The 21,617-nt window shown below is 60.2% G+C and carries 26 protein-coding genes; 10 read left to right on the forward strand and 16 right to left on the reverse strand.

The features are described 5' to 3' along the window. The first annotated feature begins 258 nt into the window (after nucleotides 1-258). Together H559_RS0107750 and H559_RS0107755 are read left to right on the forward strand one after the other, a co-directional pair. The gene (locus tag H559_RS0107750; protein WP_028452235.1) at nucleotides 259-573 is read left to right on the forward strand and encodes a hypothetical protein; all 315 of its coding nucleotides are present in this window, start codon (nucleotides 259-261) and stop codon (nucleotides 571-573) included. 35 nt (nucleotides 574-608) lie between these two features. Next, the gene (locus H559_RS0107755; RefSeq protein WP_051279088.1) at nucleotides 609-1,958 is read left to right on the forward strand and encodes an MATE family efflux transporter; all 1,350 of its coding nucleotides are present in this window, start codon (nucleotides 609-611) and stop codon (nucleotides 1,956-1,958) included. Here the strand turns inward: H559_RS0107755 and H559_RS0107760 are convergent. The 15 genes from H559_RS0107760 to H559_RS0107830 all read right to left on the reverse strand — a co-directional run bounded on the left by H559_RS0107760 (nucleotide 1,917) and on the right by H559_RS0107830 (nucleotide 12,813). Further along, a complete protein-coding gene (locus tag H559_RS0107760; protein ID WP_028452237.1) occupies nucleotides 1,917-3,212 on the reverse strand; it encodes a hypothetical protein in 1,296 nt (431 codons plus the stop codon). The genes H559_RS0107755 and H559_RS0107760 overlap by 42 nt on opposite strands. A gap of 167 nt (nucleotides 3,213-3,379) precedes the next feature. Then, nucleotides 3,380-3,712 (reverse strand): YkvA family protein, encoded by a 333-nt coding sequence (locus H559_RS0107765; RefSeq protein ID WP_034640174.1) that lies wholly within the window; start codon nucleotides 3,710-3,712, stop codon nucleotides 3,380-3,382. 71 nt (nucleotides 3,713-3,783) lie between these two features. Then, nucleotides 3,784-4,386, reverse strand: coding sequence for a UbiX family flavin prenyltransferase (locus tag H559_RS0107770; RefSeq protein WP_028452239.1), 603 nt, complete (start codon nucleotides 4,384-4,386; stop codon nucleotides 3,784-3,786). Next, complete coding sequence (locus H559_RS0107775) at nucleotides 4,383-4,940, reverse strand: Gx transporter family protein (protein ID WP_051279090.1); 558 nt, start codon at nucleotides 4,938-4,940, stop codon at nucleotides 4,383-4,385. Before H559_RS0107775 ends, H559_RS0107770 begins: the two co-directional genes overlap by 4 nt. Then, the gene (locus tag H559_RS0107780; RefSeq protein WP_051279093.1) at nucleotides 4,921-5,322 is read right to left on the reverse strand and encodes a NusG domain II-containing protein; all 402 of its coding nucleotides are present in this window, start codon (nucleotides 5,320-5,322) and stop codon (nucleotides 4,921-4,923) included. The genes H559_RS0107775 and H559_RS0107780 overlap by 20 nt, the downstream gene beginning before the upstream one ends. After that, the gene (rapZ, locus tag H559_RS0107785) at nucleotides 5,303-6,157 is read right to left on the reverse strand and encodes an RNase adapter RapZ (RefSeq protein ID WP_028452242.1); all 855 of its coding nucleotides are present in this window, start codon (nucleotides 6,155-6,157) and stop codon (nucleotides 5,303-5,305) included. The genes H559_RS0107780 and rapZ overlap by 20 nt, the downstream gene beginning before the upstream one ends. Beyond that, on the reverse strand, nucleotides 6,154-7,098 hold the full coding sequence (gene hprK, locus H559_RS0107790) for an HPr(Ser) kinase/phosphatase (protein WP_028452243.1): 945 nt from the start codon (nucleotides 7,096-7,098) through the stop codon (nucleotides 6,154-6,156). The genes rapZ and hprK overlap by 4 nt, the downstream gene beginning before the upstream one ends. 32 nt (nucleotides 7,099-7,130) lie before the next feature. Continuing rightward, nucleotides 7,131-7,604, reverse strand: coding sequence for a PTS IIA-like nitrogen regulatory protein PtsN (gene ptsN, locus H559_RS0107795; protein WP_028452244.1), 474 nt, complete (start codon nucleotides 7,602-7,604; stop codon nucleotides 7,131-7,133). 104 nt (nucleotides 7,605-7,708) lie between these two features. Then, nucleotides 7,709-8,032 (reverse strand): ribosome hibernation-promoting factor, HPF/YfiA family, encoded by a 324-nt coding sequence (gene hpf / locus H559_RS0107800; RefSeq protein WP_028452245.1) that lies wholly within the window; start codon nucleotides 8,030-8,032, stop codon nucleotides 7,709-7,711. A gap of 28 nt (nucleotides 8,033-8,060) precedes the next feature. Further along, nucleotides 8,061-9,473 (reverse strand): RNA polymerase factor sigma-54, encoded by a 1,413-nt coding sequence (locus H559_RS0107805; protein ID WP_028452246.1) that lies wholly within the window; start codon nucleotides 9,471-9,473, stop codon nucleotides 8,061-8,063. Between the two features lie 9 nt (nucleotides 9,474-9,482). Further along, complete coding sequence (lptB, locus tag H559_RS0107810) at nucleotides 9,483-10,208, reverse strand: LPS export ABC transporter ATP-binding protein (protein ID WP_028452247.1); 726 nt, start codon at nucleotides 10,206-10,208, stop codon at nucleotides 9,483-9,485. Continuing rightward, nucleotides 10,205-10,708 carry a lipopolysaccharide transport periplasmic protein LptA gene (lptA, locus tag H559_RS19450; protein WP_051279095.1) on the reverse strand — a complete coding sequence of 168 codons (504 nt, stop codon included), beginning with the start codon at nucleotides 10,706-10,708 and terminating at the stop codon, nucleotides 10,205-10,207. Before lptA ends, lptB begins: the two co-directional genes overlap by 4 nt. Further along, nucleotides 10,662-11,264, reverse strand: coding sequence for an LPS export ABC transporter periplasmic protein LptC (lptC, locus tag H559_RS0107820; RefSeq protein WP_028452248.1), 603 nt, complete (start codon nucleotides 11,262-11,264; stop codon nucleotides 10,662-10,664). Before lptC ends, lptA begins: the two co-directional genes overlap by 47 nt. Before the next feature lie 9 nt (nucleotides 11,265-11,273). Next, a complete protein-coding gene (locus H559_RS0107825) occupies nucleotides 11,274-11,804 on the reverse strand; it encodes a KdsC family phosphatase (RefSeq protein ID WP_245579347.1) in 531 nt (176 codons plus the stop codon). Between the two features lie 34 nt (nucleotides 11,805-11,838). Beyond that, nucleotides 11,839-12,813, reverse strand: a complete 975-nt coding sequence (locus H559_RS0107830; protein ID WP_028452250.1) for a KpsF/GutQ family sugar-phosphate isomerase — start codon at nucleotides 12,811-12,813, stop codon at nucleotides 11,839-11,841. A gap of 116 nt (nucleotides 12,814-12,929) precedes the next feature. On the opposite strand from H559_RS0107830, the gene H559_RS0107835 reads away from it, so the two are divergent. Further along, nucleotides 12,930-14,912: a monovalent cation:proton antiporter family protein gene (locus H559_RS0107835; protein ID WP_028452251.1), complete on the forward strand. Its 1,983-nt coding sequence runs from the start codon at nucleotides 12,930-12,932 to the stop codon at nucleotides 14,910-14,912. Nucleotides 14,913-14,965: 53 nt separating this feature from the next. On the opposite strand, the gene H559_RS0107840 is transcribed toward H559_RS0107835, so the two are convergent. Further along, a complete protein-coding gene (locus H559_RS0107840; RefSeq protein WP_028452252.1) occupies nucleotides 14,966-16,102 on the reverse strand; it encodes a Do family serine endopeptidase in 1,137 nt (378 codons plus the stop codon). A gap of 11 nt (nucleotides 16,103-16,113) precedes the next feature. Between H559_RS0107840 and H559_RS0107845 the strand changes: the two genes are divergently transcribed. The 7 genes from H559_RS0107845 to H559_RS0107875 all read left to right on the forward strand — a co-directional run bounded on the left by H559_RS0107845 (nucleotide 16,114) and on the right by H559_RS0107875 (nucleotide 21,490). Beyond that, the gene (locus tag H559_RS0107845; protein WP_281171356.1) at nucleotides 16,114-16,863 is read left to right on the forward strand and encodes a Nif3-like dinuclear metal center hexameric protein; all 750 of its coding nucleotides are present in this window, start codon (nucleotides 16,114-16,116) and stop codon (nucleotides 16,861-16,863) included. Next, nucleotides 16,841-17,341, forward strand: a complete 501-nt coding sequence (locus tag H559_RS0107850; protein WP_028452254.1) for a hypothetical protein — start codon at nucleotides 16,841-16,843, stop codon at nucleotides 17,339-17,341. Before H559_RS0107845 ends, H559_RS0107850 begins: the two co-directional genes overlap by 23 nt. A 141-nt stretch (nucleotides 17,342-17,482) precedes the next feature. After that, complete coding sequence (gene petA, locus H559_RS0107855) at nucleotides 17,483-18,067, forward strand: ubiquinol-cytochrome c reductase iron-sulfur subunit (RefSeq protein ID WP_028452255.1); 585 nt, start codon at nucleotides 17,483-17,485, stop codon at nucleotides 18,065-18,067. Between the two features lie 16 nt (nucleotides 18,068-18,083). Then, complete coding sequence (locus tag H559_RS0107860) at nucleotides 18,084-19,451, forward strand: cytochrome b (protein ID WP_028452256.1); 1,368 nt, start codon at nucleotides 18,084-18,086, stop codon at nucleotides 19,449-19,451. Between the two features lie 13 nt (nucleotides 19,452-19,464). Further along, nucleotides 19,465-20,244, forward strand: coding sequence for a cytochrome c1 (locus H559_RS0107865; RefSeq protein ID WP_028452257.1), 780 nt, complete (start codon nucleotides 19,465-19,467; stop codon nucleotides 20,242-20,244). A 152-nt stretch (nucleotides 20,245-20,396) separates the two neighbouring features. After that, on the forward strand, nucleotides 20,397-21,002 hold the full coding sequence (locus tag H559_RS0107870) for a glutathione S-transferase N-terminal domain-containing protein (RefSeq protein ID WP_028452258.1): 606 nt from the start codon (nucleotides 20,397-20,399) through the stop codon (nucleotides 21,000-21,002). Between the two features lie 65 nt (nucleotides 21,003-21,067). Further along, entirely contained in the window at nucleotides 21,068-21,490 is a 423-nt protein-coding gene (locus H559_RS0107875; protein ID WP_034640178.1) for a ClpXP protease specificity-enhancing factor, read from the forward strand. Nucleotides 21,491-21,617 lie beyond the last annotated feature (127 nt).

The following is a 21,617-nucleotide window of genomic DNA, read 5'->3' on the forward strand; positions in this document are numbered from 1 at the left end:
CTGTGCTTGACGCAGGGCAGCAAGCGGAGAAGAATCAATCACAGTTTCACAGCGCCGATTTGAAAGCCCAGCTTGCAGGGCGCTGCCAATAAATGCTGCTAAAGCGTGCGCGACCTGCGCGACGCAGGTTTTTTTGTTTCCGGTTTTGTATCACGCGCCGTTTAAGCGACAACTTCCAGGGCGCGCAATAAATGCTGCTAAAGCGACGGTTGGGCCCGACCTGACCGACTTTCACCGAAAGCTGTTCAGGAGACGACCATGTACGATTGCCATATTGCCGACGATATTGTGCCCACCCTCCGCACGCCCCAGAGCATCCGCATCAGCCAGCGGGCCTTGCCGCAACGCAGCTTCCGCCGTGCCTGCCTGACACTGGCCGCCCCGGCCGGCTTGGCCGCGCTGCAACTGAACAAGGCCTTTGCCGCCGCCAGCAGTCTGGGGCTGGCACTGGTGCAGCACGATAACGGCCACATCGATGTGCTGGACCTGGGGCTGGAAGAAGCGCTGCTGTTTGCCCGCCGCTTTCCGGAACTGCTGGTCCGCTACGAACCCGCGCGCCCCTGGGTGCGCTAACCCGCTCTCATGCCGAGGGCGACGATGGAGCCCTCATGCCCTTGCAGAAACGCCTTGCCGATTCGCGGCTGACTTGGACACTGGCCTGGCCACTGATCATCAGCCAGCTGGCCGGCACCGGCCTCGCCTTTATCGACGCGACCATGGCTGGCCATGCCTCGGCGGCCGATCTGGCGGTGGTTTCCGTCGGCTCATCGCTGTGGATTACCGGGCTGGTGTCGATGATGGGCCTGCTGCTGGCGATCAGCCCGCTGGTTGCACACAAGGTTGGCGAAGGCAAGATCGATGCGATCGCACATCTGGTGCAGCAGGCACTCTGGCAGGGTATTGCCGTGGGGCTCTTTTTCTTCATGGCTTTCCTGATCATCGGTCCATGGGTATACCCGTACCTGGGGCTGGAACCCGCAGTTGCCGAGAAAGCCAGCCACTTCCTTGCCGCCGTCGGTTTCGGCATGCCCGCGCTCGCCATCCAGCGCGTGCTGGGCAATTACAGCACGGCCATCCACCAGCCGCGACCGGTAATGGTGATTGCACTCCTGACGCTGCTCCTGAACATTCCGCTGAACTGGATCTTCGTCTACGGCCATTTTGGCGCGCCGACCATGGGCGGCGTGGGCTGCGGCGTGGCGTCCGCCATCTGTGCCTGGCTTGGAGCCATCATGGCCATGCTGTGGGTGTGGCGTGCGCCGGCTTACCGGGCGACGCAGCCGTTCCGGAACTGGATCGCCCCGCACTGGAGCACGCAGAAACAGCTGCTGAAACTTGGCCTGCCGATCGGGCTGGCGTTTCTGGTAGAAGTCAGCGCGTTTTCCGGCGTGGCGCTGCTGCTGGCGCGGCTGGGCAATACGACGGTCGCCGCGCACCAGATCGCGCTGAACCTCACGGCGATGATGTTCATGATCCCGATGGGGCTGGGCTCGGCGCTGACTGTCCGCGTGGGACAGGCGCTGGGTGCGGGTGATACCGCGCAGGCACGCTATATCGGCCACACGGGTCTCCTGATGGGGCTGGCGATTGCAGCCAGCGGCGGCCTGCTGCTGTCCCTCGGCGGCCATGCGTTGTCGGGCCTATACACCAGCGACATGCCGGTGCGCGAACTGGCTGCGTCGCTGATGGTGTTTGCGGCGGTGTTCCAGCTGTTCGACGCCAGCCAGGCCATCCTCTCGGGCATCCTGCGTGGCTACAAGCTCACGCGCGGGCCGATGGTCGCCTACATCCTTGCCTTCTGGCTGGTCGGCCTGCCGCTGGGCTATCTGCTCACCTATGGCTTTGGTAGCTGGCCGGGCTGGGGTGCTCAGGGCTACTGGCTGGCCCTGGTGGTCGCGCTGGCACTGATTGCGTTGTCATTGCTGTGGCTGTTCCGCCGCGTCAGCCGCAGGGGCTGATGCCGCTTCGCCTTCTTTGATCGCTGCGGCCAGCGCCTCGGGTCGCATGATCAGCGGCAGGCGCTTTTCAAGCAGCGCCAGCACGATCTCGGGTTGCGGGCTGGCTTTGTTGCAAGCGCACGGCTCCGCCTCCCACACTGGCGCACACTGCGCGTTGCGTTCATTGCGATTGACCAGGCGCAAGCGGGAGTAATCCGGATAGAGCAATAGCTCCCAGAAATAGTCAGATCCCGTTTCCTGCAATTGTTTCGCCAGACTGCCGCTGATCGCCGGCACGGCGAGTGTCGTGCGGAACAGCTGATCGGGGTCTCCCGACTCGCGCCAGCTCACCGGCAGACTCGCCGGCAAAGCGCCGGGCAGGCTAATGTACTGGCTGCTGTCCCTGTCCTCGCCGCACAGCCCGCCCTGCGCCGGGGTAAGACCAATCACCTCGTTCGAGCTCGATACATAATCACCCAGCATCACCCGGGTGATCAGCTTGCCGGTGAAATTGCGCACCTGCACCATGGTCGAGGCGCCGCCGGGCGACTTGATACGTCGCACCACTTCGGCGCGGCCGTTAAGGAAAAAGAGCAGATAGTCGCTGTCGGATGCCTCGGCTGTTTTACCGGCCAGTTGCCGGTCAAGCTCGGGCGTCGCGATGCGGCTAACGGGCCAGCGGCGATAATGGCAGCCCCCCGAGGTATCGAGTTCACAAACGTCGATGGTTTTCGCCTCGTCATTCCACACGCCGTTTTTCAGCAGCGGAACACCATCGGAACGGAAATGAAAGGATGGTCGATACTTGCCATCCGTCCCCCAGACTGCCTCCTCCGAATAAATAACAAAGCGGCCCAGTTCTGCAATCGGCGCCACCGGCTGAGTGCCGCCATCCCGATACCCCAGCGGCTGCCCACCAAGATTGAGGAACTGGATGTTGACAACGGGATTGAGCACGTACGCGTCATGCGAGGCATCCGCCTCAGCGTGGGCCCTGATATCCGCCTGCAGCACGAACACCATCCCCACCGCGTAAATCACGCCCGGTGGCAGTAGGTGATAGAGCACCCGATGCCGCCGGAAAACACCGATCAGCAGCAGCACGGCATGCACTATCGCGGCAAAAATCAGTACAACTGGCCCCAGATAGAGCACACCCAGGCCACCTTTTTGCACAAGATCAGTGATGACCAGGGTAATGCCAAATGCCACTACCCCCTGCAGCAGGGCGCCGATAATCGAACGCTGCGTGATGACTTCCGGGCCAACTGACATGCCTACCTACGCCTTTCCAGGACAAAGGCGCATTGTAATCATATTGACAGTCGGCGCGATGGCCGGGGTCACAATCTGCCGGTCAGATTCGATGGAACAGGTGACACACACGAACAAAGATCAGGGCATGCCCGCACTTACCAGAACACTGATTACCGTATGCCGGGTCAATGGGAACGACCGAACCAGCTTTCCAGCTTGCTGGCGGCCTGCGCTTTCACATCGTCGTTCACATAGATCGCGACCAGCCCCAGCGCCGCTGCCAGCGAAGTCAGGTCATCCGAGAAACCGGCCGCCGGTATGAAATCAGGGATCGCGTCAAACGGCAGGATGAAATAGGCCAGCGCACCATAGATCACCGTCTTCGCCCAGCGCGGGGTGTCGGGGCGTTGCGCGGCGTAGAACAGCCACAGCGCCTTTTCAACCAGCTCACGCCCTGCCCTGCCGGCAAAACGGGTGAGCTTCTGCCAGAAACTGCGTTCATTGAAAGTCTGTTCCATCGCGTGCCTCCAGGCCAAAACGTGACAACTGTTTATGACCATAGCACGCGGTGAAAGTGCGGGATGAGTGATTATTCACCCCAGCGCTGCATCAGCTGGTGCGGAATGCGCAACTGGTCCAGGATGCGGGCGACGACAAAATCGACCATATCATCAATCGTTTTCGGGTGATGATAGAACGCCGGGTTGGGCGGCAGGATCACCGCGCCCATGCGCGAGAGCTTGAGCATGTTTTCCAGATGCAGCGTCGAAAATGGCGCTTCGCGCGGCACCAGAATCAGATCGCGACGTTCTTTCAGCATCACGTCGGCAGCACGTTCGAGCAGGTTTTCGCTCATGCCGTTGGCAATCGCCGCCAGCGCCCCCATCGTGCACGGCACCACTACCATGCCATCTCCGGGGTTGGAGCCGGAAGCCATCGGCGCAAACCATTCCTGCATACCCCACACAGTAAGCTGCTCAGGCCTTTCTAACTTGAAACGCTCACGAAAATACCCACCTAATGCCTCAGCACGCGACGGCCAGGTTTCGCCCAGCTCCTGCGAGGCGACGATCTGCGCGGCCTGGGTGACCACGACATTGACGGTGCAACCTGCCGCAAGCAGGCATTCCAGTGTGCGCAGGCCATACGGCAAGCCGGAAGCACCGGTAAAGGCTACGGTGAGGGTTTTCATTGTTCCTGCTCCATGCGCTGCGACTGCTCCATATACTTCAATAGCCAGGCCACCAGCAGGCCGTTGACCAGACCGAACAGCAAGGCTGCACCGGCAAAGACCGGCACCAGATAGATGATACCGTTATGCGGGATCAGCCACAGCCGAGCCAGCAGCAATTGTCCAGCCATGTGCGCCAGCGCAGCCAGAATCGACAGGCTGACCGGCCCGAACAGCCGGCGCGGCAGATATTGCACGACAGCCAGCATGCCGAGGCTGCAGACTGCGCCCGCCACGCTCATGGCAAAGCCCGGCGAGAAAAAACCGCCGAGCACGAGACTGGCGGCAAGCACCCGCAAGACCGACACCCAGGCGGCGGCCTGCCAGCCGGCACGGTAAAGCACCAGCAGGGTAACGATATTGGCAAGGCCGGGCTTGATTCCGGGAATCGGTGACGGCAAGCCGGCCTCTGCGACAGCCAGCGCAATGGCAACCGCGGCCCAGCGGGAGATCAGAATATCCTCGCCCGTCACCGCAAAACGCCGGCCTTGCCGCTCAGTAGTTGAGGCTGTCAAAAACCGGCCCTCCCTGACCGACCAGCTCGATGCTGGTGCGATTTGGCAGACAGATGGCGCTCTGCCCCGCCTGATCCAGCCAGCCTGCCCGCACGCAATACTGGCGCGGGCTCGGATCGGACGCTATGCGCGCCTGCCCGCCACGGACTTCCACAATCGTCATGCCCAGCGGGCCGGGTATTTCGATCCGGCGCTGCGCCAGCAGATCCAGCTCGGCAAAGAGCTTGCCATCCTGATAGATGCGCACGCGCGCGGCCTGCTGCTGCGACCAGCTCCACTGGGCAAGAAGGGGAAGCATGGCCAGTCCCGCCAGCAGCAACAGCCAGTCCCCAGGTCGAAACAGGCTGCGCCAGACGGTCCAGTCAGGTATGCGGCTGCTCACGGTGCCGGATCAGAACCGGATAAGTGCTGGCAAAGCTGGCGGCAAGCTGTTCGATGCAATATACCGAGCGGTGCTGCCCCCCGGTGCAGCCGACCGCAATGGTCAGGCTGCCGCGCTGATCACGGGCAAATTCCGGCAACCACTGCATGAGCATGCCGCGCGCCTGGGCGATGAACAGCGCCACATTCGGGTCGGCCTCAAGAAAATCGGCGACTGGCTTGTCCTTGCCCGTCAGCGGTCGCAAGGCCGGATCGTAGAAGGGGTTGGGCAGGCAGCGGGCATCAAACACGAAATCCGAATCGCTAGGCAAGCCGCGCTTGAAGCCGAAGGACTGAAAGATCAGCGTCATCTGCCTGCCTGCGACCGCAACCAGATCGCGCAGCCAGGCACGCAGATGATTGGCCGACAGGCCGGTGGTATCGATCACATGCGCCTGTTCGCGCACCGCACTGAGCATTTCGCGCTCAAGCGTGATGCACTCCGAAATTGTCAACTGACCATTGCTGAGCGGATGCGAGCGACGTGATTCGGAATAGCGCCGGATCAGCACCATGTCCTGCGCTTCCAAGAACAGCACCTGGACTTCCATTCCCAGCTCGACCAGCGCGGCGAGGTGCTCGGAAAAGCTGGCAAAGCTGTGCGCACTGCGCGCATCGACGCTGATGGCGAGACGCGGATAACCGTCCTCTTCCAGCAAGGCCACCGCCTGCGGCAGCAGCGGCGCCGGAAGGTTGTCGATGCAGTAAAAGCCGAGATCTTCCAGTGCACGCAGCGCAATCGACTTGCCCGCGCCGGACAGGCCGGAAAGCAGGATCACGCGAGTAGGCGTGTTCATTCGCCGACTTCCATGAATTTCTGATGCCGCTCGATGAATTCGCGCGTCGAATCAATGCCGCGCAATTGCAGAATGTAGTTGCGCACGGCGGCCTCGACCAGTACCGAGAGGTTGCGACCTGCCGCCACCGGAATCACCAGCTTGCGGATCGCAACGCCGAGAATTTCCTGCGTGGCGGCCTGCATCTGCAGGCGATCAACGGGTGACAGTGTCTCGCCGCTGGCCTTGGCCAGATGGATGATGAGCTTGAGATTTTTCTTCGGCCGGACCGCGGTTTCACCGAAAATCGAGCGGATGTTCAGCACGCCGATCCCGCGCACTTCCAGAAAATCCCGCAGCATCGGCGGGCAGCGCCCTTCCAGTGTTTCCGGGTTGGTCCTGTAGACCTCGACCACATCATCGGCCACAAGGCCATGGCCGCGCGAGACAAGCTCCAGCGCCAGCTCGCTCTTGCCCATCGACGATTCGCCGGTCAGCAGTACGCCAACTTCGAGTACATCCAGGAATACCCCATGGAGGTGTGTCGATACAGCCAGCGATTTGGAAAGGTAATAGCGCAATACCTCCATGAGGTACGGCGATTGTTCGGGGCTGGTCAGGAGCGGTACATGATGGCGCTCCGCACCTTCGCGCAGCGCATCGGGAACCGGCTGATCGTTGGCGACGATCATCGCCGCCATTTCCTTGCTGAACAGCTGAGCGAGCAAGGGCGGCAGCATTTCGGCCGAAAGATCGTTGATGTAAGCGACTTCTGCCGTACCCAGCACCTGGATGCGGTTGGGGTGGACGAAGTTCAGGTGGCCAACCAGCGAAAGCGAGGGCTTTTGCTCGGAAGCATCGTTGGACAGCAGATTGTTTGCACCCGACTGCCCGGCCAGCCAGGTCAGGCGCAATTTCTCCGCATTGTCGATGAACAGTTGCCGGACCGTGATCTGGGGCATGCGCTATACCTTTTCCGGAAATGGAAACACGGTCAGACCGCCTCGCCGCTGTAGGGCTCCCACAGGGAAATCAGCTTCCAGGCTTCTGCTGGCTCGCTGGCTGCAGCCAGCTCTTCACGCAGGCGCTTGTCGGAAAAGAGCTGCGCCAACTCGGAGAGAATCTGCAGATGCAGATCGGTGGCATTGGCCGGCACCAGCAGCACGAAGATGAGATTGACCGGCTTGCCATCCGGCGCATCATAAGGAATGGGCTCTCGGAGACGGACAAACGCGCCGGTCGCATCCTTCAGCCCCTTGATGCGGCCATGCGGAATCGCCACGCCCTGACCAAGACCGGTCGAGCCCAGCTTTTCGCGCGCGAACAGGCTGTCGAAAATCACGCTACGCGCGATGCCGTGGCTATTTTCGAACACGATACCGATCTGTTCGAAAACACGTTTTTTGCTGCCGACATCCATATCGAGAAAGATATTGGCCGGCGGAAGAATCTGGGTAAGCAAGCTCATGGAACTCACATCGAGCAGGAAGTGGCAGCCATTTTAGCCTTGGCCGCACGGAAAAGAAAAACGGGAACGACTCGCGGCGTTCCCGTTGCAACAGCTTCTGTCGTTTATTCGGCGACAGCCTGGTGCTTGATCGCTTCATTGCGGTGATCGGACAACTTTTCCTTGTGTTTCACCACCTGACGATCCAGCTTGTCAGCCAGTGCATCGATCGCTGCATACATGTCTGCTTCGATCGATTCCACATGAATATCCTTGCCGCGTACGTGTACCGTTGCCTCAACTTTGTGTTGCAGCTTGTCCACAGACATGATTACTGCGACATCAATCACGTTATCGAAATGACGCGTGATGCGTTCGATCTTGCTGGTGACATAGTCACGGATTGCCGGTGTTACTTCGAGATGATGGCCGCTGATGTTGAGGTTCATGGTCTTTCTCCTTACGGTCTTTACCTGTTTACAGGCACTTGCGCTGATTCACGGGCGGAATTTGCAAAACCTCCCGGTATTTGGCAACGGTTCGTCGCGCAACCACGACCCCCTGCCTTGCGAGTTCGTCAACCAGAGCGCTATCGGACAGCGGCTTCTGCTTGTTTTCATTCTGGATCATCTGCCGGATCAAAGCCTTGATCGCCGTCGCAGAACACTCCCCTCCGGCATCCGTATCCACATGACTGCCAAAGAAATACTTGAATTCCAGCACACCCTTAGGCGTCAGCATGAATTTCTGGGTGGTAACCCTCGACACCGTCGATTCATGCAGATCCAGCTCGGTTGCAATATCCCGCAACACCAGCGGGCGCATGGCCACTTCACCCAGCTCAAAAAACGCTTTCTGCCTTGCCACGATGGCTTCGGCCACCCGCAGGATCGTAATCCCGCGCTGCTCGATGCTTTTGATCAGCCAGCGCGCTTCCTGCAGCTGCGTGGCCATCGACTGGCCATCGCCCCCCTGCAAAACCCGGGCGTAGTATTCGTTCACCCGCAACCTGGGCTGCGCCGCGCCATTAAGGCGCACCACCCACTGACCCCGTTGCTTGCTGACAACGACATCCGGGATGATGTAATTCGAATCGGTATTCCCCCATTGACTACCCGGCCGCGGATTCAGTGTCCCGATCAGGGCGATGGCGTCGCGAAGCTCGGCCTCATTACAATGTAACTGTCTTTTAAGCTTAGTGTAGTCGCGTGCAGCCAATAAATCGAGTGAATCCTGCACTAGCCGGTCTGCCAATACCCGTGCCGCAGTATCTGGCTGCAATTGCAGCTGCAAATGCAGGCTTTCTGCCAGATTGCGGGCGCCGACCCCAGCCGGATCGAATTGCTGCACATAACGCAGCGCCACCTGCCAGTCATCCAGCTCGATTTCAAACTCGGCCAGCTCGTCGCCGGCAAACTGCGCATGCAGCTCCTCCAGCGATGCAGTCAGAAACCCGTCATCATCCAGCGCATCGATCAGCAGAAGCAGCAACCCGCGATCCCGGGCGGACAGATTCAGCATTCGCGCCTGCTCCTGCAGGTGTTCATGCAGCGTCAGACGCTTCGGCACATTCAGGGCTGGATCATAATCCTCGTCGTCATCACCCTGTCCGCGATTGCCGCGCACCTCATCCCAGCGCAGCTCTCCGCTGTCTGCTGGCGGCTCCTCACGCTCACGTTCGCGCTCATTTGCTTCAGCCTGACCAGGTTCATCACCAGCATCTCCGGACTCCTGGCCATCCATGCGCTCCAGCAAGGGATTGTCTGCCAGAAACGTTTCCAGCTCTTGCTGGAATTCAAGTGTGGAAAGCTGAAGCAGGCGGATGGACTGGGCCAGCTGGGGAGTCAGATTCAGCTGCTGCGACATGCGCAGCTGCAGGCTTGCCTTCATGAGTTGGCCTTACATCCGGAAATGCTCACCCAGATAAACACGACGTACGTGTTCGTCCTGGATGATGGCGTCCGGCTTGCCTGCTGCCAGAACCCGCCCTTCAGAAATGATATAGGCGCGATCACAGATACCGAGTGTCTCGCGCACATTGTGATCGGTAATCAGCACTCCGATCTGGCGCTCTTTCAGGAACCCGATGATGCGCTGAATATCCATCACCGCGATCGGATCGACCCCCGCAAATGGTTCATCAAGCAGGATGAAGCGCGGGTTACTTGCCAGGGCACGGGCAATTTCAGCGCGGCGGCGCTCCCCACCCGAAAGGCTCAGAGCCGTCGAATTGCGCAGATGCGCGATATGCAGATCGTGCAGAAGGCCGTCGAGACGGTAGGCGATTTCCTCTTCATCGCGGCAATGCAACTCCAGTACGGCGCGCACATTCTCGGCAACGGTCATCTTGCGGAAAATCGACGCCTCCTGCGGCAGATAACCCACACCCAGCCGGGCACGCTTGTGAATGGGCATGCTGCTGATGTCATGCCCATCCAGCTCGATACGTCCACCGTTCGCGCCAACCAGGCCAACAATCATGTAGAAGCTGGTAGTTTTGCCCGCGCCATTAGGCCCCAGCAGGCCGACCACTTCGCCGCTGGCGATTTCCAGCGAGACATCATGCACGACGGTACGCTTGCCATAGATTTTCTGCAGATTATCTGCCTTGAGCATGCTCGTCATTGTGCCGCGCTCGCCGTTTTCTTCTTTGGAGTAATCGTGATGTTGACACGCCCCCCTTGCGCACTTTCTGCCTGGTATTGCTCGGTATTCATGTCATAAGTGATCACATCACCGATAACTACGTCCTGCCCGCGCCGTACCCAAGCCTTATCCATCAGCTTGATTACTCCCGTGGCACCGTTGTAGTCAAATCGCAAACCTTCGGCCTCCAGCCAGTCGGGGCTGTTATCCAGCTTGGTCTTGAACTTGGCTGGCTTGCCCCAACCCTGGCCAAACTGGTTACCCTTGGGGTCTTCGCTGGTCACCAGCTTGTCGCCGGTCACGGTCATGGTTCCCTGCACTACGACGACATTGCCAGTACATGTACTAACCTGGGTCTTCTGCTCCATCACGCAACGATCCGCCGTGATGTGCATCGGTTTTTCACGGTCAGCCTTCTCGGCAAACGCGGTATTAACGAGGAACAGAGCCGCCAAGGGCAGTGCGAGCAGTCGGTACATAAGTCATTTTCACTTTAGAAAGAAGTTCCAGCGTCTGCTGGCGATGGTCAGCGATGAAGCCTACGGCCTCAACATGATGCGGCCCCTGATCTGCAGTAATGAACTGGGCAGAGCCAGCTGTTTCCTTCTGGCGATCCAGCCAGATTTCCGAACCGCGCACTAGCAGCTCGGCTCCGCCATCGGCAGTTGCATCCCGGGTCAGTACAACCGCCCCATAAAACCAAGCCTGATCTCCGCGATGGATCGTTCTGGCCCGCTCACCCACCACGGTGATGCGCGGCTTGCCCGGCTCGGTCTGCAGCAAGACCGGGGACTCGAACAGCATGACATCATCCTGCGGAACGTGCTGCACGCTACTGGCCGTCAGGCGCGAAACCGCCTGCCCTTTTTCATTAAGGCGTACCAGCATTGCCGACGAGGCAACAAGATCAGCTTCCTGAGCAGCAGCATGCCGCTGGTTGAACGGCACCACACTGAACTGGTTCAGCAGATAGACGAGCACTCCCAGCACGCTGGCCAGCAACAAGGGCAAGAAGGTGACAATTCTGTCCTGCACCGCGACTCCCTAGCGCAAATAGGGAGCCATCACGCGCTCCCAGTTGCCCTGCGCCTGCAACAAATATTCGCACAACTCGCGCACCGCGCCGCAACCACCGCCACGGCCTGTTACATAGTGCGAGGCCTGCAGCACCAGCTCCGGCGATTCCGGCACGGCAACAGCAAAACCGACGCGGCGCATGACAGGAAGGTCAACGACATCATCGCCCATATAACCACACTCTGCCGCCGACACTCCGGCCTCCTGCAGCAACTGCTCGAACACGGCCAGCTTGTCGTGCGCGCCCTGATGCAGGTAATCAATACCCAGATGAGCCGCACGGTTGGCAACCAGCGCGGATGTCCGCCCGGTAATGATGGCCAGCCGGACCCCTGAGGCACGCAGCATTTTCAAGCCATGGCCATCAAGCGAATTGAATGCCTTGACTTCCTCACCAGTGTCGGTGTAGTAGAGGCTGCCGTCGGTCATGACGCCATCCACATCAAAGATCATCAGCCGAACCGACTTCGCGCTTTCCACCATTTTTACCAGCCCCATTCAATTATCGAAACCTGCCCTTGTCCGCCGCGACTCATACCACTCGGGCGCGCAGCAGGTCATGCATGTTCAGTGCGCCGCACAGCACGCCGCTCGCATCAACGACCAGCAAACCATTGATCCGGCGCGCCTCCATCAGCTGAACAGCCTCGACCGCCAGCGCAGCCGGCGCAATCGTCGCCGGACTCTTCGTCATGATGCTGGCGATGCCCATCGTCCGCACATCCGCCCCCTGATCCAGCGCCCTGCGCAAATCGCCATCGGTAAACACCCCGACCAGCGCTCCGGCAGCATCGGCAACCGCAGTCATTCCCAGTCCCTTGCGGCTGATTTCCAGCAGCGCATCGCGCAACAGCGCAGTCGCCGGCACCACGGGAATTGCGTCACCGCTCCTCATCACATCTTGCACATGCACCAGCAAACGGCGCCCCAGACTCCCCCCCGGATGCGACAGGGCAAAGTCCTCCGGACGGAAACCGCGCGCTTCCAGCAAGGCCACAGCCAATGCATCACCAAGCGCCATCGCTGCCGTCGTACTGGAAGTGGGTGCCAGATTCAGCGGACACGCCTCCTGCCCGACCGCCGCATCCAGAACAACAGCCGCAGCCTCACCCAACGTCGAGCCGGGATTGCCGGTCATGGCCACAATCGGCACGGCCAGACGCTTCAGGCTTGGCAACAGCGCCAGCACTTCATCACTTTCGCCGGAGTGCGACAAGGCAAGAACCACATCCTGCCGCGTGATCATTCCGAGATCACCATGTACGGCCTCGGCCGGGTGCACAAAAAAGGCCGGCGTTCCCGTGCTGGCCAGGGTTGCCGCGATTTTGCGCGCGACATGCCCCGACTTGCCCATGCCGATCACGACCACACGTCCGGCGCACGCCAGCACCAGTTGGCAAGCCCGGGTAAACGAGTCATCCAGCCGCTGCTCCAGAGCCGCCACGGCGCTGGCTTCCTCCAGAAGCACACGGCGGGCGCTCGCAATAAACGATTCGGTATTCTGCATAATCGCCGCAGTATAAAGGAGCCCCCCCCCCTCTGCCAGCACAGACAAGCACAAAGGATGCCAAACGGGGTCGGCACTAGCTCGGCTATAATCGGAAGACTTGCCCAGGAGAGAGAATGTCCTCTGCATCCGTCATCCCGCTCGCCCCGATTCTGACCCTGCTGACTGCGTCGGTGCTCACGGTTGTACTTTGCCGCCGCCTCAAATGGCCACCGATGCTGGGTTACCTGCTGGTCGGACTGGCAGTCGGCCCGCACGCTCTGGCTCTGATTCCCAGTAGCGAGGATACTGTCCATCTCGCCGAGTTCGGCATCGTTTTCCTGATGTTCACACTGGGGCTCGAGTTCAATCTGGCGCGCCTGAACGCCATGAAACGCATCGTGTTCGGGCTAGGTTCGACGCAGGTTTTTGCGACGGCAGCCGTCATTGCCAGCATCCTGCTGCTGACCGGGCTGAGTTTCAGTGCCGGGCTGGCACTGGGCGCCGCCATGGCCATGTCGTCGACGGCGATGGTGTCCAAGCTGCTGACCGATCGCAATGAAATCAACACGCCGCACGGGCGCAATGCCTTTGGCATCCTGCTGTTCCAGGATCTGGCCGTTGTTCCGTTCCTGATCATCATCCCCGTGCTCGGCCAGCCGCCCGAGGTGCTCTGGACCGAGCTGGGCATCGCGGCACTGACCATCGCCGGCGTACTGCTGGTGCTGCTGAAGCTCGGCCAGAAACTGATGCGCCCCTGGTTCAATCTGGTCGCCCGCCAGCATTCCAGCGAACTCTTCATGCTGAACGTGTTTCTGGTCACGCTCGGTATCGCCTGGATTACCGAGCTTGCCGGCCTGTCACTGGCACTGGGAGCCTTCCTCGCCGGCATGCTGATTTCCGAAACCGAATACCGCTATCAGGTGGAAGACGACATCCGCCCGTTTCGCGACCTGCTGCTGGGGCTGTTCTTCATTACCGTCGGCATGGATCTGAACTTCCACATCCTGCTGGCCGAATGGTGGCGGGTAATGCTGCTGGTGCTGTTCCTAGTCCCCGGCAAGATCGCGCTGATTGCCGGACTGGCCCGCCTGTTCGGCAATACGCCGGGAACGGCATTGCGTACCGGCTTCGCACTCGGCCAGGGCGGCGAGTTTGCCTTCGTACTGCTGGCGCTCGCCGCCGGGCAGAATCTGATCCCCCCCGCCTACCTGCAGAGCACACTGGCCGCCGTCATTGTCTCGATGCTGATCACACCCGTGCTGCTGCAGCACTCGGACAAGATCGTGCTGCGGCTGGCAAGTTCGGAATGGATGAATCTCGCAGCCAACCTGCACCAGATAGCAGTTCGTTCAATGGCCGCGCAGGGGCACGTCATCCTGTGCGGCTTCGGCCGCAGTGGTCAATCACTGGGGCGGATTCTGGCGCGTGAGAACATCCCGATCTTCGCGCTGGATCTCGACCCGGAAAAAGTTCGCGAAGCCAGCGCTGCCGGCGAATCCGTGGTATTCGGCAATGCGGCCAAGCGCGAAGTACTGATGGCCGCCGGGCTGATGCGCGCCAAGGCGGTCGTCGTCACCTACTCGGATACGCATTCGGCGATGCAGATCATCGAAGTCGTGCACCAGTTGCGCCCCGGCCTCCCCATCATCGTGCGCACGACCGACGATGCGGATATCGAAAAACTGCGCGAAGCCGGCGCCGCCGAAGTGGTTGCCGAAATCATGGAAGGCAGCCTGATGCTCGCCTCGCACGCACTGATGCTGCTGGGCGTGCCACTGAACAAGGTCGTCAAGCGCATCCGCGAGGTGCGCGAATCGCGTTACCAGCTGATCCGCGGCTTTTACCGCGGCATCAATGAAGATTTCGACGATGACAGTAGCGCGCGCCAAGCCAGGCTGCACAGCCTGATCCTCAGTGAGGGCGATCACGCCATCGGCAAATCACTGGGCGAACTGGAGTTGGCCGGACTGGACGTTGAAGTACGCAGTGTACGCCGCCGCAACATGGCCCCCTCCGAGCCGCAGCCCGACTTCACGCTACAGGCTGGCGACGTGCTGGTGCTGCTGGGCGAGCCGGATGGCCTGCTGGCTGCCGAAAACTGCATCCACCAGGGATAAAAGGGTATCCAACTGCAGCCCTTTAAAGAAAAGGGCTTAAAGGCAATACCCCGCTACCTACCAATTCTCGGTCGCTTACCGACCCGGACATCCAGCACCAGCGGCTGGCCATTGCGCATGTATTCCATTTTCACCGCCTCGTCCGGTTTCAGCGCCGCGGTCAGATTCAGCATGTCGCTGGCGTTTTTCACGCGCTGCCCGCCAATCACCAGCAGCACATCACCGGGGCGCACCCCCGCCCGGTCGGCCGGCCCGCCGCGCACCACCCCCGCGATCAGCGCGCCACCGCTTTCCGGCAGACGGAAAGATGCTGCCAGCTCCGGCGTCACATCCTGCACCTCGACTCCAAGCCAGCCCCGTGTCACGCTGCCATCGCGAATGATGGCATCCATCACCTGTCGTACCGTCGTGGCCGGAATCGCGAAACCGATCCCCAGCGACCCGCCGCTACTGGAAAAAATCGCCGTATTGATACCGACCAGACGCCCGTGCGTATCCACCAGGCCGCCACCAGAATTGCCGGGGTTGATGGGGGCATCGGTCTGGATGAAGTTTTCGAAGGTATTGATGCCCAGCTCGGAACGTCCCAGCGCGGACACGATGCCCATCGTCACCGTCTGGCCGACACCGAAGGGGTTGCCGATCGCCAGTACCACATCACCAACCTGCAATTGCTCCGAATTGCCGAACGTCACCACCGGCAGGTCGGCCACCTCGATGCGGATCACCGCGAGGTCGGTTTCCGGATCGGTGCCGATCAGCGTAGCTTCTGCGGTACGACCATCCGCCAGCGCCACCTCGATCTGCTCGGCCCCCTCGACCACATGGTTGTTGGTCACTATATAACCATCGGCGGAGACAATCACGCCAGAACCCAGGCTCGAAGCACGCGGTGACTCGGGGCGCTCGCCGAAAAAGCGGCGGAACAGAGGATCGTTCAGCTGCTTGCGCTGCTTGCGCACGGTTTGTGCGGTATAGATGTTGACGACCGCCGGCAGGGCGGCTTTGGCCGCCTCGCTATAGCTCTGCACGGGCGGCACGGCACTGGCCGGGCGCACGACTGCAGGAGGAGTGGAAACAGGTGCCGCAGGCGGTGCCTGTACGGCGGGCCGGTACAGGGTGACGAAGACCACCCAGACACCCAGCGCAACCGTCACGGTTTGTGCGAAAATCAGCCACAGTTTTTTCATATCTGCACGCAATGCCAATCAATAGACAGCAACTCGAAAAGTATATCGGACAACTGCTGGACGTGGACCGATTCCGTGACTACTGCCCGAACGGCCTGCAAGTAGAAGGACGCGACACCATCGCCTGCATCGCCACTGCGGTCACGGCATCGCAGGCCGCCATCGATGCCGCCATCGCCTGCGGTGCCGACGCACTGCTGGTTCATCACGGTTTTTTCTGGAAAAACGAAACCTCGCCCATCGTCCGGCACAAGAAACAGCGGATTGCCGCATTGCTGCGCAATGACCTGAGCCTGTTCGCCTACCACCTGCCGCTTGATTCGCACCCGGAATTGGGCAACAACGCGCGGCTGGGCGAATTGCTCGGGCTAAGCGTAACCGGCCGCACCAGTGAGCAGGACATGGTCTGGCTGGGCGAGCTTGCCGCACCGTGCTCCTGGCCTGACTGGCAGGCTCGGGTGAGCCGGGCGCTTGGCCGCGATGTGCTGGCCATCCCGGGCGCGACACCGGTGCAGCGCGTCGCCTGGTGCAGCGGCGGAGCCCAGTCGTATTTCCACGATGTGGCCACGCTGGATGTCGACTGTTTCCTGACCGGCGAAGCCTCCGAATTCGTCACCCACCTCGCCCGCGAAAGTGGCGTCGGCTTCGTGGCGGCCGGCCACCACGCCACCGAGCGTCATGGCATCCGTGCGCTTGGCGAGCATCTGGCCAACCAATTCCAACTGGAGCTCCATCATCTTGACATCGACAACCCGGTATAATGCGTTCCTGATCCTGACCGGCAGCCTGCTGCTCGCCGCCTGCGCCACCACCCAGCCCCCCGGCACCACAGGCCGCAGCGAGACGGCCAGCACACCGGCCAGCACGGCCTCCTCGACTGCCAGTGCTCCGCTGAGCGACGGCACGCCCAGCGTGCTGATACGTGGACGCAGCAGCAAGGCCGTGCTTGACGACATCGTGCAATACCGCACGCAGCAGAAAGGCATGAAGCTGAAAAGTCGCAGCGCCTCGCGGCTCGAATTCACACTCCCAATCCAGCGCACAGCAACGCCAACCGAAGCCCGCATGAGCTACCTGCTGGTCAAGGAGGGGGATGGCCTGCGTCTGTCGGCCCGGGTTTTCCAGTTCAGCTACCCGGGAACAACGCGCGAAACCGGGCAGGACGTTACCCAGAGCATGAGCGACAAACTGCAGGAAGAACTGCAGCGCTACCTCCAGCCGGCCGGCGCCAAGAAGTAGGCGGAACGCGGCAAGCGCAGCCTGTTGTCGCTTTCGCATCCAGAAAATCCCTACTCGCGAAGGAAGTATTAAGTTCCCCGGCCGTTTAAGGTAGAATTTTGTAGTTTTTCGCTTTGAGTTCCGTCAATCAGGGATTGGGTTATGAGTGACCAGCAAGTAAATAATAGCAAGCGGCGGTTTCTGACGATCGCCACGGGTGCGGCAGGCGCGGCCTTCGGCGGCCTGGCGGCGACCCCGTTCATCGCCAGCTTCCTGCCTTCCGAGCGCGCCAAGGCCGCAGGAGCGCCGGTCGAGGTCGACACCAGCAAACTCGAAATGGGCCAGAAGATCAACGTGGAATGGCAAGGCAAGCCGGTGTGGGTCGTCAAGCGCACTCCGGAAATGCTGGCAGGTCTGCCCAAGCTGGATGGCAAGCTGGCTGACCCCAAATCCGAGGTCAACCATCAGCCGGACTACTGCAAGAACGCCAGCCGTTCGATCAAGCCGGAAATCTGGGTGGCGGTTGGTGTCTGTACACACCTGGGCTGTTCACCGACCTTCCGCCCCGACCTGGCTCCCGCCGATCTGGGCCCGGAATGGCTAGGTGGCTTTTACTGTCCCTGTCACGGCTCGAAGTTCGATCTGGCGGGTCGCGTCTACGCCAATGTTCCGGCGCCGACCAACCTCGTCATCCCCCCGCACAAATACCTCAGCGACACGCGTCTGCTGGTCGGTGAAGACAAATAAGCGAGGCTGAGAGAACATGAGCAAACTTGCACAAATCGGACAGAATGTCCTGAACTGGGTGGATGACCGCTTCCCGCTGACATCAACCTGGAAGGCCCACGTATCCGAATACTACGCACCGAAGAACTTCAACTTCTGGTACTTCTTCGGCTCGCTGGCCATGCTGGTTCTGGTCATCCAGATCGTCACCGGCATTTTCCTGACCATGAACTACAAGCCGGATGGCAACCTGATTCCGGGCACCAACATTTCGGTGGCCTTTGCCTCGGTTGAATACATCATGCGCGACGTCGCGGGCGGCAGCATCATACGCTACATGCACTCGACTGGCGCATCGATGTTCTTCGTCGTTGTCTATCTGCACATGTTCCGCGGACTGATCTACGGCTCGTACAAGCAGCCGCGCGAGCTGGTATGGATCTTCGGCATGCTGATCTTCCTGTGCCTGATGGCCGAAGCCTTCCTCGGCTACCTGCTGCCCTGGGGCCAGATGTCCTTCTGGGGCGCACAGGTAATCGTGAACCTGTTCGCATCGATCCCGGTAATCGGCCCGGATCTTTCCACCTTCATCCGTGGCGACTTTGTGGTATCCGATGCCACGCTGAACCGCTTCTTCGCGCTGCACGTGATTGCCGTCCCGCTGGTACTGCTGGGCCTGGTGGTTGCCCACCTCGTTGCGCTGCACGAAGTCGGCTCCAACAACCCGGACGGCGTGGAAATCAAGAAGAACAAGGATCCGAAGACTGGCATTCCGCTCGACGGCATCCCCTTCCACCCCTACTACACCGTGAAGGACATCCTCGGCGTTGCCGTATTCCTGGCCGTGTTCTCCGCCATCGTGTTCAGCGTGGCAGGCTTCTCGGCAGAAATGGGCGGTTTCTTCCTCGAGCATCCGAACTTTGACCCAGCCGATCCGCTGAAAACACCAGCACACATCGCACCGGTCTGGTATTTCACCCCCTACTACGCCATCCTGCGCGCCATCCCGTCCTTCCTGGGTACTCAGGTATGGGGTGTACTGGGCATGGGCGCTGCCGTGATGATTCTCGCCGCGCTGCCATGGCTGGACCGCTCGCCGATCAAATCCGTGCGCTACCGCAGCACCACCTTCAAGGTGGCGCTGGTGTTGTTCCTGATCGCCTTCATTGGTCTTGGTATCCTCGGCGCCATGCCGTCGACCAACACCCGCACGGTCATCGCCCAGATCTTCTCGGTCATCTACTTCGGCTTCTTCCTGGGTATGCCGTTCTACACCAAGAACGAAAAGCCCTCTGCGCCAGTACCTGACAGGGTAACTTTCAGCACCACACGTCAGAAGATCCTCTTCTTCGTGTATGTGGCACTGGCCGTTGGCGGCGCCTATGCGTTTGCCCATGTGGTGTAATCGGGAGACAACAATGAGAAACATGACTAGCAAACTGCTGCTCGCCCTGTGCACCCTGCTGGCTGTCCCAGCTTTTGCTGCCACAGCGGGCCCGCACCTCGACCCGGTCAAGGTCGACCTGCGCAATACCGAGAGCCTGCAGCGCGGCGCGCAAACCTTCGTAAACTACTGCCTGTCCTGCCACGGTGCCGTGGCCATGCGCTACAACCGCCTGCAGGACATCGGCTTGAACGAAGAGCAGATCAAGGCCAACCTGATGTTCACCACCGACAAGGTGGGCGACCCGATGAAGGTTGCCATGGCGGCACAGGATGGCAAGCAGTGGTTCGGCGCAACCCCGCCCGACCTGTCGACGATCGCCCGTTCGCGCGGAGCCGATTACCTGTACAACTACCTGCGTGGTTTCTACCGCGATGACTCCCGCCCGACCGGCTGGAACAACCGCGTATTCGACAAGGTCGGCATGCCCAACGTCCTGTGGGAAATGCAGGGTGAGCAGGTTGCGGTTTACGAGAAAGTGAAGAACCACACGACAGGGAAGGAAGAAGAAGTACTGACTGGCCTGAAACTCGTCAAGCCCGGGATGCTGTCGACCACCAACGACAAGGGCGAACTGGTCAACACCGAGTTCGATGAACGCATCACCGATCTGGTCAACTACATGGTCTTCATGAGTGAACCAGTGAAAGTGAAAAACGAGCAGATCGGCTACTTCGTACTGCTGTTCCTGCTGTTCGTTCTGGTTCCAATCAGCTACCTGCTGAAGAAGGAATACTGGAAAGACGTGCACTGATACGGTTCACCGTAGCAAAAGCGGACGCCCCGGCGTCCGCTTTTGTTTTCCCATTTCAAAACAGCAAGTTGGCGCTTATTTTTTGATATCCGCTATCAATACCCGCTAAAATCGCTTTTTATCTGCACCATCCTTTTGCGGAGTCTTCTTTCATGATGAAGCTGTATTCGGGCACTGCCTGCCCCTTTAGCCACCGTTGCCGGATTGTCCTGTTTGAAAAAGGCATGGATTTCGAAATCCTCGATGTGGACATTCACAGCAAGCCGGAAGATCTGGCGGTCATGAACCCCTACAACGAAGTACCGGTACTGGTCGAGCGCGAACTGCAACTGTATGAGTCGAACATCATCAACGAATACATCGACGAACGTTTCCCGCATCCGCAACTCATGCCGGCCGACCCGATGGTGCGCGCCCGCGCCCGCCTGATGCTCTTCAACTTCGAGCGCGAACTGTTCATCCACGTGAAAACACTGGAAGATGGCGCAGCCACCAAGAAGACACAGGATGCCGCCCGCATCGCCATCCGCGACAGCCTGACCCAGATCGCACCGCTGTTCACCAAGCAGAAGTTCATTCTCGGTGAAGAGTTCTCGATGCTGGACGTGGCCATCGGCCCGCTGCTGTGGCGTCTGGAGCACTATGGCATCGAAATCACCAAGGCCATGGCCCCGGTCCTGAAATATGGCGAGCGTCTCTTCAGCCGCCAGGCCTTCATCGACTCGCTGACCGCCAACGAAAAGGCCATGCGCAAATAAGCGCAGAACTCGTCAAGTAGCAAGGCAGGGCCGCACTCCGCGGCCTTGCCAACCGGAGAATCCGCATGCAGACCACCGTGTCGACCAAACCGTATCTGATCCGCGCGCTGCACGAATGGTGCTCCGACCAGGGCTTCACGCCCTATCTGGTCGTGGCAGTCCGGCAGAAAATGCAGGTGCCGCAGGAATTCGTCAAGAATGGCGAAATCGTGCTGAACATCAGCTATAACGCTACCCGCAACCTGACCATCGGCAACGATTACATCAGCTTCTCGGCACGTTTCAACGGCGTGTCGCGCGACATCACCATTCCGGTCGGCGCCGTCGTTTCGATTTTCTCGCGCGAAAATGGCGAAGGGATGGGCTTTGAATACGAAGGCGTCCCGGAACACACCGGCCCCGACGATGCCCCGGAAAGCCGAGAACCCGGCGACGATGAACCGCCACCTCGCCCGACTGGTCGCCCACAATTGCGGGTGGTGAAGTAAGCAATCTGGACAATGAAACATGCTGGCATAAAGCCAGCATGTTTCATTGTGCTATCCGGTAGCCAAACCCTTGGACTTGCCAAATACAAACCAAGGTATCTTGCTCCAGCCGTTTAATTAAAAGGGC

Origin of the sequence: Chitinilyticum aquatile DSM 21506 (genome assembly GCF_000430805.1) — a bacterium.
In the GTDB taxonomy this organism is placed as follows: domain Bacteria; phylum Pseudomonadota; class Gammaproteobacteria; order Burkholderiales; family Chitinibacteraceae; genus Chitinilyticum; species Chitinilyticum aquatile.

Coding starts and splice junctions, on each gene's coding strand:
- petA (WP_028452255.1), top strand. CDS start 17,483: ATGAGTGACCAGCAAGTAAATAATAGCAAGCGGCGGTTTCTGACGATC.
- H559_RS0107770 (WP_028452239.1), bottom strand. CDS start 4,386: ATGAAAACCCTCACCGTAGCCTTTACCGGTGCTTCCGGCTTGCCGTAT.
- H559_RS0107870 (WP_028452258.1), top strand. CDS start 20,397: ATGATGAAGCTGTATTCGGGCACTGCCTGCCCCTTTAGCCACCGTTGC.
- H559_RS0107805 (WP_028452246.1), bottom strand. CDS start 9,473: ATGAAGGCAAGCCTGCAGCTGCGCATGTCGCAGCAGCTGAATCTGACT.
- H559_RS0107875 (WP_034640178.1), top strand. CDS start 21,068: ATGCAGACCACCGTGTCGACCAAACCGTATCTGATCCGCGCGCTGCAC.
- lptB (WP_028452247.1), bottom strand. CDS start 10,208: ATGACGAGCATGCTCAAGGCAGATAATCTGCAGAAAATCTATGGCAAG.
- hpf (WP_028452245.1), bottom strand. CDS start 8,032: ATGAACCTCAACATCAGCGGCCATCATCTCGAAGTAACACCGGCAATC.
- H559_RS0107765 (WP_034640174.1), bottom strand. CDS start 3,712: ATGGAACAGACTTTCAATGAACGCAGTTTCTGGCAGAAGCTCACCCGT.
- lptA (WP_051279095.1), bottom strand. CDS start 10,708: ATGTACCGACTGCTCGCACTGCCCTTGGCGGCTCTGTTCCTCGTTAAT.
- H559_RS0107835 (WP_028452251.1), top strand. CDS start 12,930: ATGTCCTCTGCATCCGTCATCCCGCTCGCCCCGATTCTGACCCTGCTG.
- H559_RS0107845 (WP_281171356.1), top strand. CDS start 16,114: ATGCCAATCAATAGACAGCAACTCGAAAAGTATATCGGACAACTGCTG.
- ptsN (WP_028452244.1), bottom strand. CDS start 7,604: ATGAGCTTGCTTACCCAGATTCTTCCGCCGGCCAATATCTTTCTCGAT.
- H559_RS0107840 (WP_028452252.1), bottom strand. CDS start 16,102: ATGAAAAAACTGTGGCTGATTTTCGCACAAACCGTGACGGTTGCGCTG.
- H559_RS0107830 (WP_028452250.1), bottom strand. CDS start 12,813: ATGCAGAATACCGAATCGTTTATTGCGAGCGCCCGCCGTGTGCTTCTG.
- H559_RS0107865 (WP_028452257.1), top strand. CDS start 19,465: ATGAGAAACATGACTAGCAAACTGCTGCTCGCCCTGTGCACCCTGCTG.
- H559_RS0107760 (WP_028452237.1), bottom strand. CDS start 3,212: ATGTCAGTTGGCCCGGAAGTCATCACGCAGCGTTCGATTATCGGCGCC.
- H559_RS0107825 (WP_245579347.1), bottom strand. CDS start 11,804: ATGGGGCTGGTAAAAATGGTGGAAAGCGCGAAGTCGGTTCGGCTGATG.
- H559_RS0107860 (WP_028452256.1), top strand. CDS start 18,084: ATGAGCAAACTTGCACAAATCGGACAGAATGTCCTGAACTGGGTGGAT.
- rapZ (WP_028452242.1), bottom strand. CDS start 6,157: ATGAACACGCCTACTCGCGTGATCCTGCTTTCCGGCCTGTCCGGCGCG.
- H559_RS0107750 (WP_028452235.1), top strand. CDS start 259: ATGTACGATTGCCATATTGCCGACGATATTGTGCCCACCCTCCGCACG.
- hprK (WP_028452243.1), bottom strand. CDS start 7,098: ATGCCCCAGATCACGGTCCGGCAACTGTTCATCGACAATGCGGAGAAA.
- H559_RS0107755 (WP_051279088.1), top strand. CDS start 609: ATGCCCTTGCAGAAACGCCTTGCCGATTCGCGGCTGACTTGGACACTG.